At 40.5% G+C, this 18,395-nt stretch carries 20 protein-coding genes; 4 read left to right on the top strand and 16 right to left on the bottom strand.

Annotated elements, in window-relative coordinates; translation table 11 throughout:
* From C427_RS06895 to C427_RS06865, 7 genes are all read right to left on the bottom strand, one after another.
* Complete coding sequence (locus C427_RS06895) at nt 1-582, bottom strand: pilus assembly PilX family protein (RefSeq protein ID WP_007643854.1); 582 nt, start codon at nt 580-582, stop codon at nt 1-3.
* A complete protein-coding gene (locus C427_RS06890; RefSeq protein WP_007643855.1) occupies nt 579-1,448 on the bottom strand; it encodes a PilW family protein in 870 nt (289 codons plus the stop codon). The genes C427_RS06895 and C427_RS06890 overlap by 4 nt, the downstream gene beginning before the upstream one ends.
* Entirely contained in the window at nt 1,445-2,077 is a 633-nt protein-coding gene (locus C427_RS06885) for a prepilin-type N-terminal cleavage/methylation domain-containing protein (RefSeq protein ID WP_007643856.1), read from the bottom strand. Before C427_RS06885 ends, C427_RS06890 begins: the two co-directional genes overlap by 4 nt.
* Nucleotides 2,078-2,468: 391 nt before the next feature.
* Complete coding sequence (locus C427_RS06880; RefSeq protein WP_015430607.1) at nt 2,469-2,897, bottom strand: type IV pilus modification PilV family protein; 429 nt, start codon at nt 2,895-2,897, stop codon at nt 2,469-2,471.
* A gap of 14 nt (nt 2,898-2,911) precedes the next feature.
* Nucleotides 2,912-4,039, bottom strand: coding sequence for a hypothetical protein (locus tag C427_RS06875; protein WP_226991310.1), 1,128 nt, complete (start codon nt 4,037-4,039; stop codon nt 2,912-2,914).
* Nucleotides 4,032-4,661, bottom strand: a complete 630-nt coding sequence (locus C427_RS06870) for a hypothetical protein (RefSeq protein WP_007643859.1) — start codon at nt 4,659-4,661, stop codon at nt 4,032-4,034. The genes C427_RS06875 and C427_RS06870 overlap by 8 nt, the downstream gene beginning before the upstream one ends.
* Entirely contained in the window at nt 4,655-5,173 is a 519-nt protein-coding gene (locus tag C427_RS06865; protein ID WP_015430606.1) for a GspH/FimT family pseudopilin, read from the bottom strand. The genes C427_RS06870 and C427_RS06865 overlap by 7 nt, the downstream gene beginning before the upstream one ends.
* 101 nt (nt 5,174-5,274) lie before the next feature.
* Here C427_RS06865 and C427_RS06860 point away from each other — a divergent pair, with 101 nt between their 5' ends.
* The 3 genes from C427_RS06860 to C427_RS06850 all read left to right on the top strand — a co-directional run bounded on the left by C427_RS06860 (nt 5,275) and on the right by C427_RS06850 (nt 8,656).
* Entirely contained in the window at nt 5,275-5,691 is a 417-nt protein-coding gene (locus tag C427_RS06860; protein WP_007643862.1) for a type IV pilin protein, read from the top strand.
* Nucleotides 5,692-5,785: 94 nt separating this feature from the next.
* Nucleotides 5,786-6,277 (top strand): M16 family metallopeptidase, encoded by a 492-nt coding sequence (locus C427_RS06855; RefSeq protein WP_015430605.1) that lies wholly within the window; start codon nt 5,786-5,788, stop codon nt 6,275-6,277.
* A gap of 51 nt (nt 6,278-6,328) precedes the next feature.
* The gene (locus C427_RS06850; protein WP_015430604.1) at nt 6,329-8,656 is read left to right on the top strand and encodes a M16 family metallopeptidase; all 2,328 of its coding nucleotides are present in this window, start codon (nt 6,329-6,331) and stop codon (nt 8,654-8,656) included.
* A 17-nt stretch (nt 8,657-8,673) separates the two neighbouring features.
* Here the strand turns inward: C427_RS06850 and ispH are convergent, their stop codons facing one another.
* From ispH to murJ, 6 genes are all read right to left on the bottom strand, one after another.
* Nucleotides 8,674-9,618, bottom strand: a complete 945-nt coding sequence (gene ispH, locus C427_RS06845; protein WP_007643864.1) for a 4-hydroxy-3-methylbut-2-enyl diphosphate reductase — start codon at nt 9,616-9,618, stop codon at nt 8,674-8,676.
* 30 nt (nt 9,619-9,648) lie between these two features.
* Nucleotides 9,649-10,095: an FKBP-type peptidyl-prolyl cis-trans isomerase gene (fkpB, locus tag C427_RS06840; RefSeq protein WP_007643867.1), complete on the bottom strand. Its 447-nt coding sequence runs from the start codon at nt 10,093-10,095 to the stop codon at nt 9,649-9,651.
* A complete protein-coding gene (gene lspA / locus C427_RS06835; protein ID WP_007643868.1) occupies nt 10,088-10,582 on the bottom strand; it encodes a signal peptidase II in 495 nt (164 codons plus the stop codon). Before lspA ends, fkpB begins: the two co-directional genes overlap by 8 nt.
* Nucleotides 10,575-13,391: an isoleucine--tRNA ligase gene (gene ileS / locus C427_RS06830; RefSeq protein WP_007643869.1), complete on the bottom strand. Its 2,817-nt coding sequence runs from the start codon at nt 13,389-13,391 to the stop codon at nt 10,575-10,577. The genes lspA and ileS overlap by 8 nt, the downstream gene beginning before the upstream one ends.
* Nucleotides 13,392-13,511: 120 nt before the next feature.
* Complete coding sequence (gene ribF / locus C427_RS06825) at nt 13,512-14,438, bottom strand: bifunctional riboflavin kinase/FAD synthetase (protein ID WP_034900384.1); 927 nt, start codon at nt 14,436-14,438, stop codon at nt 13,512-13,514.
* A gap of 176 nt (nt 14,439-14,614) precedes the next feature.
* Complete coding sequence (gene murJ, locus C427_RS06820) at nt 14,615-16,171, bottom strand: murein biosynthesis integral membrane protein MurJ (RefSeq protein ID WP_007643871.1); 1,557 nt, start codon at nt 16,169-16,171, stop codon at nt 14,615-14,617.
* A gap of 236 nt (nt 16,172-16,407) precedes the next feature.
* Between murJ and rpsT the strand changes: the two genes are divergently transcribed.
* Nucleotides 16,408-16,671 carry a 30S ribosomal protein S20 gene (gene rpsT, locus C427_RS06815; RefSeq protein ID WP_034900379.1) on the top strand — a complete coding sequence of 88 codons (264 nt, stop codon included), beginning with the start codon at nt 16,408-16,410 and terminating at the stop codon, nt 16,669-16,671.
* Between the two features lie 60 nt (nt 16,672-16,731).
* On the opposite strand, the gene C427_RS06810 is transcribed toward rpsT, so the two are convergent.
* From C427_RS06810 to C427_RS06800, 3 genes are all read right to left on the bottom strand, one after another.
* Nucleotides 16,732-17,178: a flavodoxin domain-containing protein gene (locus C427_RS06810; protein ID WP_007643876.1), complete on the bottom strand. Its 447-nt coding sequence runs from the start codon at nt 17,176-17,178 to the stop codon at nt 16,732-16,734.
* Between the two features lie 64 nt (nt 17,179-17,242).
* On the bottom strand, nt 17,243-17,989 hold the full coding sequence (truC, locus tag C427_RS06805; RefSeq protein WP_007643878.1) for a tRNA pseudouridine(65) synthase TruC: 747 nt from the start codon (nt 17,987-17,989) through the stop codon (nt 17,243-17,245).
* Nucleotide 17,990: 1 nt separating this feature from the next.
* Nucleotides 17,991-18,314, bottom strand: coding sequence for a YqcC family protein (locus tag C427_RS06800; protein WP_007643880.1), 324 nt, complete (start codon nt 18,312-18,314; stop codon nt 17,991-17,993).
* Nucleotides 18,315-18,395: the final 81 nt, after the last annotated feature.

Genomic DNA, 18,395 nt, shown 5'->3' with positions numbered 1-18,395 from the left:
TTATTGGGTTGCAGGCGCAAAAACTGATGCATTAACAGAATTAGCCACTGCGTAACTACTATCGTCTAATTTCCCACATCCTCTTATAATAAAGATATGACAGCTAATATTACTCCCACCAATTACGTTGCTTGAGCCAACACAAGGTTGTTCACGTACAAATGCCGCACGTGACCAGCTTTTCACCACTGGTTTATCGGTATAATTACCCGCACTGGTATGTTGAGTACCCGCACTTAAACCAGCATTGGTAAGCACTCTATTGGTCCATGCTACGTCTTCAAAACAACTCATCTCTTGATTAGCTAAGATTAACTGTGTCCCACCTCTGGCCGCAGACAAGGGGTCATCTAAAGCAACGCTACTAAGCAGTAATTTATCCTCGGATTCAAACATCACAGCTGCGATTGCAGATTCAGCCGCGTCAAATGAAAGAGACCGTTTTTCCATGGATGTGGCCATTTTGCTTTGCATTAAACTACTAGATACTGATGACACACCTAGAATGGTTAGGCTCATGAGTATTAACAAAGCAAACACCAAGACCATGCCAGATTTTTTTTGTTTTGATTGATAGTTCATATATTTCTACTTCGAGCGAAATTTTTGCTATTACGCAAAGTGATGGTGGTTTCAAATTGTTTATACAGCCTCTCTTCAGAGGGCTGAATCGGGTCTTCATTAAGCAGTTTGAACTTAGAAACGGGGCTGATTAACACGTCAGAATCAGCTTTTAGTAATAATGCAATTCGAATAGCAACAACAAGTGAGCCGGCCGCTTTTGCTGCGCCTAACAAATCAGCTTCTATAAATTTCACTGGTCTTGCCGAATTGTCTTGTGAGGCAAGATTATCTGTGACGCCGTATTGAACTTGAAAGCTAACAACATCATCCAGCAAACTGTAAGCTTTATCGTCATCCACTGCTACCTTAAGCCCTCGTAAAACTCTGCCATCGAACCCTCGACATTTTAGCGACGTGCCCTCTAAAAAGTATTCGTTGACCACCATAAACTCTTCATCAACATAGCCATGAGTGGCGCCTCTGCAGTCTTGAGGTGCTTGTAGCGCGACCATCAAAGTATCACTCGCAGTACCCGCCCCCTCAATAACACCTTTGGTTAAGCCATTACTAAAATCACCCACCACTGGAATAGGGTTATTATGAACAAAAGCCCCTTCAACAACGATATCAACATCTTTATTGAGTTCCGGTCGTAACAAGTCATAGCGCCCAGTCATGACTAAATCGTTGCGAAGTCGGGCAATAATAAAACGTCCATTTTCTTGTGCAGATGCAATCGATCTGTTGAGTCGTTCGGTAGAGTTGTTGCTAATCATCACCTGCACCACTGCTGAAGATAAAATGAGCCCTAGCGTCAGAGATATCATCAGCTCAATTAAGCTAAAGCCACCTTGTTGAGTTCGTTGCCGACTAAATACATTCATAATGTCACGTCCACTGACACACAGTCATGGGGGAGCGTTTCACCCACATTGCAACTAGCGTTTAAAGTTCGTTCAATATTTTGCCAATTTTCCACGGGCCAACTTAAGATGACAATATGCTTCGAACCAACGCTGCATGTGTCTGTATCAGCTAGGTCATTGTCCTCTTCACAGGTTAAACTAATTTCTATTTCTGGATTTGCTGCCACCGCTGAACATGACACCTCATAGGCATCAAAAGCGGCTAATTGAGCTGCAGTGCAGACGTTGTCATTGCAGTTAGGGACTGAGACTGGGCGCTCCAAACAATAACAGGCATGAGGTAAACTTGATGCACATGACATGCCGGAAAAGTTATACAAGTCTTGGTCAAAATAATTATTATGCACTACCAAACCTTTCCCCAATGGCGAAAAAACGGCACTGGCTCTCAAACGCTCAGTTAATTGCTGGGCGACCAACACGGATTGAGAACGACTTAACGCCTCAGAATTTGTAAATGAACCAACAAATTGTAAATATGCCACACCCAGCAACCCTACAGATAAAATGAATAAAGTGACTAACACTTCAATCATGCCAACACCTTGTTGGTTATTTGCATACAGTTTTTTAGGTTTGCTGTTCACGCTATTTTCTCACTCTGATGGCAAATCATAGATATTTAACTAGTTTAACTAGGTGCTAGATAAATCTTCACTTAGCATAATAGCTAAAAATATAAAGTATTAGGTTATTAGTAAGGGTGTAAAGGTATATATTTTGATTGAATAGATATCGAAGATAGTAATAATATTCTTTTAAAACAATAAACTATAACTTAATTTTATTGCCAACAGCATAGCGTACGTATAACAAATAGATGTTTACTTCTAATCCTAAGGCATCGCTGTGGTACTTGATAAGCGATATTTTGCTTGAAAGCTTTGGCTTTGCAGAAAAGGGGCAATGCTTCCAAACATATCAATTTTTTTACTACCACCACTAATATCCAGCCAAGTCACCGTAACATGAACACTTTTAAGATCGGCATTTCGAGGTATAACAATAGGAAAAAAAGGTTACTCCGTCTTTCACCCAACTATCAGCTATTCCATTAAAAGTTGTATCTACGTAATACAAGTTTTCAACTTGCCATTGGGTATCATATGTTTGAAGATTCAGCACTGAAGATATAATCACATCCCGCTCCCCTGATGCAATAGTACCACCCAAATTAGTGGCTATATTCTGGTAGGATATGGCTCCTGGTATATGACTTAGTTGTTGAAAGTAGACTAAATCGGTTAATTTTTCTTGGGCGAGATGCAGCGCTAAATTCCGTAAATTAATGTTTGCATCTGCGACAACATATTCACTTTGCAAGGTTACATAGCCAGTAACGCCCAACATAATGAGTAACGAAGCTATTGACACTTCAATGAGAGAAAATCCATATTTTTTATACATGTAAGTACCCTGACCTAAAAATCATGCCAACTGCCAGGCACTCGAGCCACTCGTTGTAAGCTCTTACTTGTTTGTAATTTTTGCATTACATCGGCATGAAATACCGCACGCGTTAAAGTATTTGTTGTACCTAACTGATGATTTGTGACTACAGCCCCAAACACGGCACTATCGGTATGCATATTGATATCCAGCTCTTTAAGTGATCCTACAGGTTTAAATGAAAACACAAGGCCATACACTACAGCATCATTGTGAAACACTATGTTTCCATCAAAAACAACTAATATTATAGGCTCTGAGTGATTGCCTATTTGTGTGCTGGCACTTACATCGCAATCTCCACCAACCCAAATCACTCCCCAACTATCGGTATCTAAGCTATCACAATCTGCTAATACAAAATCAGATTGTTGTTGTAATTGAACCCACTCAGTAGAAGGGACATTAAACAAATAACTGAACAAATCAGCTGGAAATGACACTGACCCATCCGCAATATCAGCCAGTTTTAGGTTGTGATCAGAATAGGTATTGGTCCTGCAGTTACCCGTGTTAAACTCACTTAAAATACAGCTATGATGCCCAGTGCCAGATAAGATAACAACAGCATCCGACCACAATGACAACGGTGCTGCAACACCAAGTCCATCTGGGTTAGAAGCCACTTCAAATTCACCTACACTTTCAAAGCCATGCTGAACCATTAACGGAGCTGGCGGTAGATTGAGTAATATTGGATAAACCAATGACTGTTCAATAACCGTGGCCTGAGCTAAACCATCAGCTGATTGACCGCTTGCTTCAATAGTGACAAGTTTACGACTGCCAGATAAATTCTCAGTAGTAGCAGAAATAGTAAAGGTGCTGTTGTCATCTAAATTTCCTGATACCGCAACATTGTGTAAACTTTTGTTAACTTTAAGCATCGCCAACCCTTGATTCAATCCAGCCTTTGCTGATGCTTGCGCCCATTTTTGATTTTGTGTATTAATCACTATTTGATGTTCAAATGATTGGATTTTCCCCGTATAAAGTGTGACAAGTGTTACCATAATTAACAACAAAACCACCGTTAGTAATATTGCTGCGCCCCTCTGAATTAGGGCTAGAGAGGTGTATATGCTTAGTATCTTATTCATAGTTTGCTACTAATACACTGGTGTTGATACTACGTAAAATATCAGGATGTTTTTTTAGACGAGCTTGCAACTCAAACGTTACTAACGTTTGAGTAACTTGCTGAATAGAACTTTGTTTGACTGTGAATTTAAGGGCCATGACCTGAACAACTTTTGGATCAGTTAAATCATGCCATCCAGACTCATCACAAGCAGCCCCACCTAGACGAATTTCAACTGCTGTGTCTCTCAAACGAAAGCCATACTTTTCGCTATTCGGCGAGGTATCCAATAAACCATTTTTATTGCGGTCATAAGCAAAATTAATACAACTGTTAGCCGGTTCAGCTGTATACGCCGCGGTACTCAAACTGCCATCAAAAGGGTTAGAGGCATTCGTTGGGTTTTTAACTATCTCATCGGTAAGGCCATAATATCCTGCACGCTTCAGATCATGACTGACCACAGCCACTACAGCATTCATTTCTTCATCTAACCTAGACCTTGCAAGTAAGCTAGTATTTAACGCGATGCCATGCCCTACCAAAGATGCCATTGTAGTGATGGATGCAAGTCCTAGAGTCATAGAAATCATCAGTTCAACCAAACTATTCCCATACTGTTTTATGGGTAACACTAACATGCCTCGTAACCTCCAAGACTGCTCCCCACTGCACAAATTCTAACCCGGCCCATATTACTCAAAATCAATTTGAGTTGCCTATCCCCGTCTGTAAAAACAACCGTTCCAGCATGGCCTATTGCCATTCCTCTATTTGCATCAAACACAGCAATGTTGTCCTCTCCAAAGGTAACCTTATCGATACTGACAAAACGATAATCAACAGAATCGACTTTATATTCCACCCCGTCCAAAGAGCATTCTTTGGGGATGGTACAATCACATACTCCGCTGTCGCTTAAGGCAGCACACCAGTTCTCACCAGGACGCATTGCAACCGTCACGTCAAGATTTTTAGTTATCGCAGATACGCGAGCTTGCTGAAAGGCAAAATAGCTACTTTGCACCGCCCCTTTTAATTGCATGTGTTTTTGTATTGAGTTTATTGCGGGTGAACCAAGTGATATTAAAAGCACAAGAATTGAGAGGGTGATAAGTAGTTCTAAGAGTGTTAAGCCTGAAAGATTTTGCATATTGAGTGTCCTTACTAAGCGCTAATGTGAAAAACGCCTATAATCAAATCCATTACTTAAAATATAGTTCAGTTTGTTTAAAGTGCATTAAAGGAATGAATATGCCAATACAAAAAAAGGAGGAGAGCCTTAAAAATAGGGTTGAATGCTCCAACCAATTAGGTGTGACGCTGATTGAACTGATGGTAGTGGTAATAATAATAGGACTCTTAGCGACTCTCATATTTCCATCTTTTGAACAGCATATTTTAACCGTAAGACGCGGTGATGGCATCACGCAATTACTGCGACTAAAATTACAGCAAGAGTCTTTCCGTATAGAGAACACTCGATATGCCGAAACTGAACAACTTAGTCTACCAACGTCTGAGTATTATACTTTTAGTGTTACTGATATATCTGCTAAAACCTATACGATGACCGCTAAAGCAAAAGGTAGTCAAATGGATGACAAAAAATGTTTGGCGATGCAGATTGATCAATCATTGAATAAAACCCCAGCTCATTGCTTTTTCTAAACATTGCCTTGGCATGACTTTAGTGGTTGGCCACTGCTGCGAAACTCATCATTGTGTTAAAGTTATTTAATTAATTAAAAACCAAGGTAGCAGTATGCCGAACAAACTGGTGTTTACTCTTTTCCTGATGGGGGCTTTTCTCCTTTGTAGTGGTTGCAGTGCGCCTTTAAGCAACACCTTAACTGATAAGCCCTCATCTATGCCCCTGACAACCTCTGACTTCAGCGGTGCACTTCCCATTTCACCGCGTATAATAAAAGGCCAATTAGATAATGGTATTACGTACCTAATTAGGCAAAATAAAACTCCTGAAAAACGCGCAGAAATCCGTTTAATTGTTAAGGCAGGCTCTATTCTAGAAGACGATAACCAACAAGGGTTCGCTCATTTTGTAGAGCACATGGCCTTTAACGGTACTGAAGACTTCGACAAACAAGAAATAGTTGAATATGTAGAATCTATTGGCATGAAATTTGGTGCACACCTTAATGCATACACAAGTTTCGATGAAACCGTATACAAACTACAAATCCCTAGTGCTGAAAAGGGTGCCTTAGAAAAAGGCGTGCATATCCTAGAAAATTGAGCTCACAAGATTAGATTCGATGGTCTAGAGATAGATAAAGAAAGAGGAGTTGTGTTAGAAGAAATGCGAGCACGACAAGGTGCTGGCTGGCGCATATTCAATAAACAATTGCCTATTATCTATCAAGGCTCTCGATATGCACTGCGACTACCTATAGGCAAGAAGGAGATACTTAAGCAGGGAGCTAATCAAGATCTGGTTCGCTTTTACAAAGATTGGTATCGGCCAGAACTCATGGCTTTGGTCGCTGTCGGTGATTTTAATCCCAATCAGGTACAGGCACTATTTGAAAAATATTTTAATGCAATTGAATCCACTCCGTCACGCAACAAACAAAAACCCAGCTACATCATTCCAGATAACTTAGCACCTTTAGTCACTATAGAGACGGATCCTGAGCTCACCAGAACAACAGTTGAAATTCAAATAAAACATGCTCTTATTGAGCCTGTTACTTACCAACAATATTATCAAACATTGGTTGCCCAACTCTTTATCAGCATGCTAAATGGCCGGCTTGATGAAGCGACGCTTACCCCAAATGCACCTGTTATTGGTGCAGGGAGTCGTTTTGGACGTTTTAGAGCAGACAAAAGTGCTTTTACGTTAGCGGCCACAGCAAAACCTTCACAAAGCAAAGAGGTAGTCGCCTTTTTATTAACTGAATTAAACCGCGTTTTACAACACGGGTTTACGCACTCAGAACTTGAGCGCTATAAACAAGGTTTATTAAGCAAGCTAGATAATGCAGCCAAAGAAATCGATAGTACCCAATCATCTCGATTAGCAGATGAATATGTTCGCCATATTGTCAGAGGTGAAAGCATTGCCGGCATAGAGCATTACTTAGAGATGGGCGAAAAATTTCTGCCCTTAATCACTTTAGACCAAGTTAATACCATCGGTAAAACGTGGTTTACTGCCAATAATAGAATTATAAAAATATCAGCACCTGAATCGGACCAATCCAGTTTGCCCTCAAACGTTGAGCTACTTGCCTGGATAGAACACATGACACAACAACAAGTCACCGTATATCAAGATAGTCAGGTTATACAACAACTTATGCCAGAAAAACCCAAAGCGGGATCGATAATAAGTAAAGTGTACGACGAGAAACTAGATAGCCATATTTGGATACTCAGTAACGGAGTGAAGGTGGTATTAAAACAAACAGATTTTAAACAAGATGAAATTCAGTTTTCGGCTAGGGCCCATGGCGGATACTCATTGTTAGAACCTGAAACCATGTTTAAAACCATTATGGCTGCAAATATTGTCGAAATGTCGGGTGTAGCGAATTATACCTTAGCAGACATAGCTAAATTTTCGAAAGATAAACAATTTTGGGTAAGAGCAAAAATCAATAGTGACAATCAATCAGTTAGTGGCAGCAGTTCAGTAAAAGATATAGAACACTTTATGCAGATGTTACATTTAAAATTTGTTTCTCCTCGTAAGGATAAAGCAGCATTTGCTTCATATATATCACGAGTAGAATCATCTATAGTCGATAGATTTAACAGCCCACAAGGTGTTTTTTCAGAACAAATAAGGTTGCGGCAATACAGTCAAAATCCGCGCTCGATGAAATTTGATGCTGAGATTGTCAAAGATCAGGACCTAGATGAGTCCTATCGTTTTTACCAACAACGTTTCTCAAATGCTGCCAATTTTAATTTTATCTTTGTAGGCAACATCGATTTTTTACAAATGGAAATACTATTGAGCACCTACATTGCAAGTCTTCCATCCATTACTAAAAAGGAGAATGCAATAATTCATGACACCCTCAGAACTAAAGGCAAATTAACCGTCAAAGTTGAAAAAGGCTTGGTGCCCAAAGCGACAGTGCTCATTAACTTTTATGGTGATTCACCGTGGTCACATAACAACCAAATGCATTTAAATGCCTTAGAATATGTACTCAGTAGTATTTTACGCGAGCGTATCAGGGAGGAAAAAAGCGGTGTCTACGGTATTAATGTGAACAGTGCGTTTTCAAGATTACGTAATCAATACTCTACTAAAATATCTTTTACCTGCGATCCCAACAGGATTGAAGAACTAGTGACTGAGATACATAAGGTAATCGAAACACTGAAACTCAGACAGACCGAAGATAAGTATATTGATAACTACATCGCACAAAAATTAAAAACGAGAGAAACCAAGCTGGCAACTAATTCTTTTTGGAAAAATTACTTACAATGGCATGCTGACGATGAATACCCACAGCTCAACTTAACTGAATTATTTTGGTTAGTAGGCAGTGTTAACAAGTTGAATCTGAAAGATGCTGCCAATAGCTACCTGAACATCGACGACAGTTTGACAGCCATATTACTTCCTCAAGCTACCAAAACTAACGCCGATTAATCCAGCCGCGCTGCGGGTTAAGTTATATTCATGACCCTCAGCTCTTTAGGCACTGCGAATTCAATATTCTCTTCACGACCAACTCTTTCAATTGTCGCTGTAGCACCCCATTCTTTTAAACGATTAACCACACCTTGAACTAAAATTTCAGGTGCTGATGCGCCTGCCGTGACACCAATATTTTTTGCATTTTCAAGCCACGACTTCTGGATACAATCTGCATCTGCTATCAAATAAGCGGTGGCACCAATTTTTTCAGCTAATTCTCTAAGTCGATTAGAATTAGAGCTATTCTGTGCGCCTACGACTAACAATAAGTCACAATCAGAAGATAATTCTCTAACAGAGTCTTGGCGATTTTGAGTCGCGTAACAAATATCATCTTTACGAGGCCCTTGAATAGCAGGAAATTGCAGCCTTAAGGCATCAATAACATCAGCAGTATCGTCTACCGATAAGGTGGTTTGGCTACAATAATAAAGTTTAGATGAGTCTTTAACCTTGAGCGCAGCCACATCTTCTACCGATTCCACCAAATAAATACCGCCATCGACGTTGTCGTATTGGCCCATAGTGCCTTCTACTTCAGGATGCCCATGGTGCCCAATTAAAATGCATTCAGTACCTTTTTTGCTGGCACGCATTACTTCCATGTGTACTTTGGTAACCAAAGGACACGTGGCGTCAAACACTTTTAAACCGCGTGAATTCGCCTCGGTGCGCACCGCTTGGGAAACGCCATGAGCGGAAAAAATAACAATACTATCGTCTGGCACTTCTGATAGTTCATCCACAAAAACCGCACCACGTTCTTTGAGACCATCGACTACAAATTTATTATGCACCACTTCGTGGCGCACAAAAATAGGCGCAGGAAACATTTCTAAAGCACGCTCAACTATAGTGATCGCACGGTCGACTCCAGCACAAAAACCTCGTGGATTAGCAAGATGGATCTGCATATTTTTCCTTATAACCTATCAAAATTAGAGTTAGCTGACTGAGAGTATTTCTACGTCAAATGTAATAACCTGGCCTGCCAATGGGTGATTAAAATCGACTGTTACCGATTCCCCTGTGACTTCACGAATAATACCAGGCAATTCTGTGCCATCAGGTTGAGTAAAAGCAATAATCATACCCACTTCGGCAGGCGTATCCGTGCTAAATTTACTACGGTCCATATGGTGTAAATTATCAGGGTTGGGCATACCAAAAGCATCATCAGCCTCTAAGGTAAATGATTTTTTATCCCCTGTTTTGAGGCCTAACAAACAATCTTCAAAACTGAGCGTAAGACTGCCATCCCCCATCACCAACTTAGCCGGTTTGTTATTGACTCTAGTACTATCCGCAGCAGAGCCATCAGACAATTTCAAATCAAAATGCAAAACCACTTCGCTACCTTGCTTTATCAATTTTTGCTCTAGCTCAGTCATTTTTTTCCTCTTTATTCTTAAACATATCAATGATCAACAAAACGGCACCTATACATATTGCACTGTCGGCTACGTTAAACGCTGGCCAATACCAATCTTGATAATACAACACTAAAAAATCTATTACGTAACCATGAACTAATCGATCATAAGCATTGCCTATGGCCCCGCCAATAATCAGACTAAAAGCGATGGGTAGCATTATTTGTTGTTTCGTTGTTTGTTTTGACCACCACAACACCAAAGCACTAACAGCAAAAGCAATAATAGTGAAAAACCAGCGCTGCCAGCCACCAGCATCATGTAAAAAACTAAAAGCAGCGCCGTAGTTATATACGTGAGTGAAATTAAAAAATGGCAATATTTGAATAGCTTGATAGAGTTCAATATTATCTAACACTAAAGCTTTAGTATATTGATCTGCCACTAATACCAACACAGACAACCATAAAAAACGCCACCCCGTTTCGGTAAAAAGTTTAAGCATAGGCGCGTTTTTCGCCCTCACCTTCAACATTGTCTACACAACGATCGCACAGCTCAGGATGTGCAGCATGATTGCCTATATCTTCACGATGATGCCAACAACGACTACACTTTTTCGCTGCCGAAACAGACACCGCCACCGACAATCCCGGTATTTCAGTTGCTATTGCCTCTTGTGGCACGTCAGTACTTTCAAGGACGGTCGCTGCAGAGGTAATCAACACAAAACGTAACTCATCTTCAAGCTTACCAAGCAAAGTAAACAGATCACTGTTTACGTATAACGTTACTTCTGCTTGAAGTGAGCCTTTAATTTTTCCGTCTTTGCGAGCCAATTCAATACAGCGATTGACTTCATTTTTGACAGCTAATACTTGTTGCCAAAAATTGTTATCAAATTCACCAGATAGAGTGACTTTATCTAAACCGTCGTACCATTTACCGGTAAATACAAATTCATCTTGTTGCCAAGGCATTTGTTGCCATAACTCTTGAGCGGTAAAACTGGTAATAGGTGCTATCCAGCGAACTAACGCTTCGATAATATGATACAACGCACTTTGACATGAACGACGCGCATGGCTGTCGCCTTTGGCGGTATATTGTCTATCTTTAACGATATCTAGATAAAAACTACCCAATTCGATAGAGCAGAACTGCATCAGTTTTTGGGTTACCACTAACATGTCGTATTTTTCGTACGCTGCAATGATGTCTTGTTGCATACTGTGGGCGCGACCTACTACCCACTTATCTAGTTCCACCATATCTTTGATGGGCACTAAATCTTTACTGGGATCGAAACCGTTTAAATTGGCCAATAAAAAACGGGCTGTATTACGAATACGTCTGTAAGCATCAGCAGAACGATTTAGGATTTCATCCGAAACCGCAATTTCACTACGATAGTCAGTAGAGGCGACCCATAAACGCAGAATATCTGCGCCTAATTTTCCTGTGACTTGCTGAGGGGCAATCGTATTACCCAAAGATTTTGACATCTTTTTGCCATCACCATCTACTGTAAAACCGTGAGTCAGCACTTGTTTGTAAGGTGCATGTCCTGTTGTGGCTACAGAGGTCATTAGAGAAGACATAAACCAACCACGATGTTGATCAGAACCTTCTAGGTATAAATCAGCTGATGCAGGGATATCATCACGTTGGTCCACCACAAAATAATGAGTCACACCTGAATCAAACCAAACATCTAAGGTGTCTGGTACTTTAACGAAAGTCTCTGCATCATCGCCTAATAATGATGCTGGCTCGATATCCCACCAAGCTTGAATACCCTTTTTTTCCACCAGCTGTGCCACTTGTTCAAGTAGTTCATCAGTGCGAGGATGTAGTTCACCCGTATCTTTATGAATAAATAGTGCAATCGGAACGCCCCATGTACGCTGCCTAGAAATACACCAATCAGGCCTTCCGGCAACCATAGTTTCAATCCGGCTTTCGCCCCATTCAGGGATCCATTGAGTGTTATGAATTTCTTTTATCGACGCATCACGTAAACCGTTTTTATCCATACTGATAAACCACTGCGGCGTTGCACGGAAAATAAGAGGTGTTTTATGTCTCCAGCAATGAGGGTAACTGTGGTTATACACATGGTGATGCAATAAAGCGCCATGCTCTCTTAACACTTCAACCACATGGTCATTGGCTTTAAATACATGTTCGCCAGCGAACAATTCTGTGCCTTCTAAATACACGCCGTTTGCGCCAACAGGATTAGCTACTTCTAGGCCATAGTTTTTGCCTACATTAAAATCTTCAACGCCATGGCCTGGAGCGGTGTGCACACAACCTGTACCGGCGTCGGTGGTAACATGCTCACCTAAAATTAGTGGTACTTGGAAGTCGTAAAAAGCATGGTGTAATGCTTTATTTTCTAAGTCTTGGCCTTTACACACACCTAACGTTTCATAGTTTTCAAAGCCAAAACGCTGTATACAATCAGCTAATAGGTCGGTAGCGACCACCAAACATTCTTGACCTTGCTCACCACTGACCTGAACTAAACTATATTCAAGGGTCGGATGAATACATACTGCGCGGTTGGCAGGTAAAGTCCAAGGTGTAGTGGTCCAAATAGCGACAGATATATCACCACAAGCCTTAGCAGAAAAACATGCTGCAACGGCGTCTGCATCAACCACTTTAAAACGCACATCAATAGATGGTGAGTTTTTATCTTGATATTCCACTTCGGCTTCAGCCAAAGCTGAACCACAGTCTGTGCACCAATGGACTGGTTTAAAACCTTTTTCAAGATGTCCTGAACGAACTACCAAGCCAAATTCACGGATGATGTTGGCTTCTGATTTATAGTCCATCGTTTTATATGGATTATCCCATTCGCCCAAAATACCTAGACGGATAAAATCAGCTTTTTGACCGACGATTTGTTTTTCGGCATACTCGCGGCACTTTTGCCTAAACTCAGCAGCCGTTACTTTTTTACCGGGTTTACCAACTTTTTTCTCAACCATTAATTCAATTGGCAAACCATGACAATCCCAACCTGGAACATAAGGCGCATCAAAATCAGATAAGGTTTTGGACTTAACAATAATATCTTTAAGAATTTTATTAACCGCATGACCAATATGAATATCACCATTTGCATAAGGAGGGCCATCATGCAGAATAAAAGGCGTATGCCCTTTTTTGGCGTCACGAATTTGTTGATAGAGTTTTTTCTGGGTCCATTGCTCAAGCATTTTTGGCTCACGTTGAGCTAAGTTACCGCGCATGGGGAACTCGGTTTCAGGCAAATTCAAAGTATGTTTATAATCACTCATTGCTGGTTAAATCCAAATTGGTCAATAGTTACAGTAAAAATTAAGTGGCCGTTATACCCTTCATCCTTGAAACTGCTCGTTCATTGGCTGCTTTCATTCGCCGCCGCCGCGCAATTCCAATTATTTTGTGTATAGCAGTGTTTTTGCCGCTAACGCGTCTTTTTGTATTTGTTGATGAAGTAACTCAAAAGAGTCGAACTTCATTTCTTGTCTGATTTTACTCACTAATGCCACAGAAATGAATTGGCCATATAGATCATCGTTGAAATCAAATATGTGTACTTCTAATTGTGAACGTTGACCGTTCACTGTAGGTCTGTGGCCAATATTCGCCACACCTGAAAAACGTTTATCCGCCACGGTAACGGTGACAGCAAACACACCATTAATCGGGGCCTTACAGCGTTTCAATAATACGTTAGCAGTAGGAAAGCCAATCGTTCGCCCTCGCTTATCCCCATGCAACACCTTGCCAGCAATGGTGAAGGGCCGACCTAACATCTGCTCAGCTAGGTCAAAATCATTATCACTCAGAGCATCTCGCACCGCAGTCGAGCTAATTCGACAATCTTCGAGTCGAAAACTCTGCGTGCTGACGACGTCAAATTGGCATTTTTCGCCTTCTTTCAAAAGCATTGTAAAGTCACCTACTCGACCTGTGCCAAAACGAAAATCATCGCCTACTACCAAAAACTTAATACCAAGTTTATCGACTAACAACCCTTCAATAAAATCAGTGGCGCTTAAAGCAGCAAATTGCCGGTCGAATGTAACGCACAACAAACGGTCAACACCTAAGGCCTTCAACTGAGTATATTTATCACGAAGTAGACTTAAGCGGGCAGGTGCTTGTTCAGGAGTAAACAACTCCTCAGGTTGAGGTTCGAATACCATCACCGTCGAAGGCAGACCTAATTCTTTAGCCTTTTCAACGACTTGGCTAAGCACCGATCGGTGACCTAAATGCACCCCGTCAAACTTACCTATTGTTAGTACACAACCGCGATGTTTGTCACGAAGATTATGTAGACCACGTATCAGTTCCACTGCACTCTCTTTAAGCTCAAAGGCTCGCTGTAAAAGCCCAAAGGCTTGCTGAAAATCGTTCAAAGGCGCGGATTATAACTGACTATAAGGCGATTGAAAGCAGTAACCTTAATGAATCTACATTTTTAAACTAAGGCACACACTATTTGCAACAGTCGCTGTTATTTTGTGGTGACTTACGACGCTGAAAAAGTGCGTTTTCTCACCCCTAATATTAAGAGACTCATAACAAACACTGTCGCTCCAAGTGAAATTAACTTTGTTAACTCAAAAATTTTGTCTAGTAAGAGAAAGTCAACCCAAGCAGTCGCAAGCGGATTAAACATAAAAATAACGATCCCCATTAAAGTACTCGCAAACACAACCTTAAGAATAAGAGTGATTGTTTGTAAAGATGCAGTATAAACACCTCGCCTGTGCAATGTCACGTAGAGTAGTAACACATTCATCAGAGCCGAGAGAGACGTTGCCATAGCCAAACCGACATAGTCAAATGGCCACACTAGAATTAGGTTAAACAACATATTGGCAGCCATACACCAAATGCCAAATTTAACCGGGGTCTTGATGTCTTGCTTAGAATAAAAGCCGGGAGCTAACACTTTAATCAACATAAAACTTAATAAACCAAATGAATATGCCATCAAACTGTGGGAAGCATACTTAGCGTGATCTGGGGTAAATTCGCCACGCTGAAAAATGGTTAATAACATAGGCTCTGCCAGCAAAAACAAGCCTGTTGCGGCAGGAATACCCAATAAACAGACCATTTTGACAGCCCAATCAATATTTGCGCTAAACGCTTTATCATCCTTAGATACATGATTGTGCGACAAGGTAGGTAAAATAACGGTCGCAATCGCGATACCGAATAGTCCCAAAGGAAATTCTAATAAGCGGTCAGAATAATATAAAAAAGATATCGCTCCTGTACCCAAAAAACTGGCGATAACGGTGTCTAACAATAAATTTATCTGGCCTACCGATACACCAAATAATGCAGGAATCATTAAGGTGCGCACTTTAATGATATCCGGATCTGACCAACCCCATTGAGGCTTCACTAATAAACCAGCCTTGATCAGAAATGGGATTAAAAATAACAATTGAAAGAAGCCGCCTAGAAAGACCCCCCAAGCGATAGCGAAAACAGGCTCTTCAAATTGAGGGGCTAAAAAAAGAGCACAACTGATAATGGCTACGTTTAGTAAAACTGGGGTAAAAGCTACGGCAGCAAATTTATTTAAGGTGTTGAGAATCGCACCCGCTAAACCGGCTAAAGAAATAAACAACAAATAAGGAAAAGTGATCTTCAACATTAACGAGGCAAGTTCAAATTTTTGCCCTTCGTCACCATCGTTGAGATAGTCAACAAACCAACCCATACCGAACAACGCAGCTAAAATAGGCGAACCAATCACACCTACGATTGTGACTATGGTAACTATTGCTCCCAAAGATCCGCTTACTTTGGCTACAAATTGTTTTAGGTGAACGTCGTCGCCATCATTTTTAACCTCAGCTAATACGGGAATAAAAGCTTGGGCAAAGGCCCCCTCTGCAAATAACCGTCTTAAAAAATTGGGTATTTTATTGGCAAGAAAAAACACATCTGCATTAGATCCTGCCCCCAATAGGTTAGCAATGACTGCATCTCTTACTAAACCTAAGATACGCGAAATAAATGTCATGGCACTGACAATCATGCCTGATTTGAATAACTTACCTGACACCCATTTCTTCCTAACCTTCAAAAACACTATTATGCGTGAACAACAGACAAATAGTCTATTAATTCAATCAGGCTTTAGAAAGACTAATTGATGTCAGCAAGACAAGTTGAATAAATTAATTTAAAGATAATCCATTATTTACCTATAAAACCCACGAAACCAATTGACATAATGCGACTTGATCTTCATAATCCGCACCCTTGAATTTTGACTAGAATTTTTTTGGGAGTTCCAACTTGGCTAACATAAAGTCTGCTAAGAAACGTGCCATACAATCGGAGAAGCGTCGCCAACACAACGCTAGCCGTCGATCTATGACACGTACATCTTTGAAAAAAGTACTTTCTGCAATCGCCTCTGGTGATAAAGAAGCTGCTCAAGCTGCATATACTGCAGCAACACCTCTACTTGACCGTATGGCAACGAAAGGTTTGATCCACAAAAATAAGGCTGCTCGTCATAAGAGCCGTCTTGCAGCTCAGATTAAAGCTTTAGCTTAAATTTGTACTGATTAAAAAAAGCGCCGGTGGCGCTTTTTTTATATCTAAAATTTAGAAAAATCATTTCAATTCTGGCAACAATTTCTCTGCCCAAGCTACCACTTCGGCTTCGGGCTCCAAAGTTTCACAAGCATCAACCTCCAGTAGTTCTGTAATTGGTTTGCCTTGTAGTTCGCTTAACAGTTCGAAAATTTGTCGACCTGCTCCACAGTACGTTTCACCATAACTGCTATCACCAAGTCCTGCTACGGCAAAAGGTTTCTGATCCATCAATGGAAATTGTTCACGCAAATCTTCAATAAAAAACTCCAAATTAGGCGGGATATCACCCTGCCCTGTGGTTGAGCTAATAAACAAGATAGACGAGGCCTGTGTAAAGTCATTTAGTGTGGGGTCAATGAACACTTCAGAGTCCATTCCTTGAGCCCCTAGCATCGTATTCACCTCTTCTGCTACATGTTGTGCATTGCCGTAGACCGATCCTACAAAAATACCGATTTTGCTCATATTAAAAATCCTAATTAAGTTGTATTAATTTATATAATTTGGTTTTAGGGATTGCTCTGCTCAGCTACAATTTATTTAATCTTTCTATTTGATGGTGACTGATTTGCCATTTTTCCAGTAAATCAAGCATATTTGTGTCTAATTCACAGTGTAAAAATAACGGAGTTTCTGATATTGGATGCGTTATGAGCATAGATTTACATGTCAAAGCTAATTGATGAAAGTCAAATTGTTGGCGTAAGAACGAGTTATGTTTACCATCTCCATGGGCGACATCACCAACAATCGGATGATTGATGTGGGCGAGGTGCCGCCTAAGCTGATGCTTACGCCCCGTTTTAGGCGTAAGTTGCACCAATGAATATCGAGCCGATGCATACTTGCTCACAGTAAAGGGTAATTCAAATATATCTAGTCGCTTAAAAAACGTGACTGCATGTTGCGCAGATTTATCTTGATTGACCATTTTATCTGCTATCTTGTCGAGTTTTTCCTTGAGTGCATAATCTATTTTCCCTGCATCCGTAATATGTCCTCGAACAATCGCTAGGTATGTCTTTTCTACTAACTGAGCTGCAAATTGTTCACCTAATTTTCTGGCTATCTCAGCAGATAAGGCGAACACCATCACACCAGAAGTTGGCCTGTCTAATCTGTGCACAGGATATACATGTTGACCAATTTGGTCCCGCAATAACTGCACTGCAAACTGTGTTTCATGCTTATCAAGCATACTACGATGCACTAACAGCCCTGACGGTTTATTAATAGCGACCAAATATTCATCTTGATAAATAATGGAAAGTAACATGTTATGAAATGGCAAAAATCAGATCAATTTGTTTAATCACTTGCATATGAGCAGACTGATTGTCCGCAGCACCAAAGCATTGTTCTGCCATTGGCAACAAATGCATGTTTTGTGGCAATATACCTTGAGTATTTACAATTTCAGTCATTTTTGGAATAAAAACAAACTGCAACCACTGCTCGAATAACATAGTATCTAAAGCGAAAGGTAGCTTACTTTGAAGGGCTTCAACTGATGGCGCAAAGCTCGACCATAACATCGCCTCACGTAGACTTTGTTCTAGTTTTAGAATCAGAATTTCGACTTCTTTATGACTACGTGTCATGATCAACAGCTACTTCCCATGAAAATGACCAATACGTTTATTTTCTAAACAATTAATACTTAAGTAAGTGTCTAATGTACG

It is taken from the genome of Paraglaciecola psychrophila 170, assembly GCF_000347635.1.
Taxonomy (GTDB): domain Bacteria; phylum Pseudomonadota; class Gammaproteobacteria; order Enterobacterales; family Alteromonadaceae; genus Paraglaciecola; species Paraglaciecola psychrophila.
The sequence above is the reverse complement of the archived record's forward strand: the minus strand, read 5'-3'. Positions and strand labels throughout refer to the sequence as shown.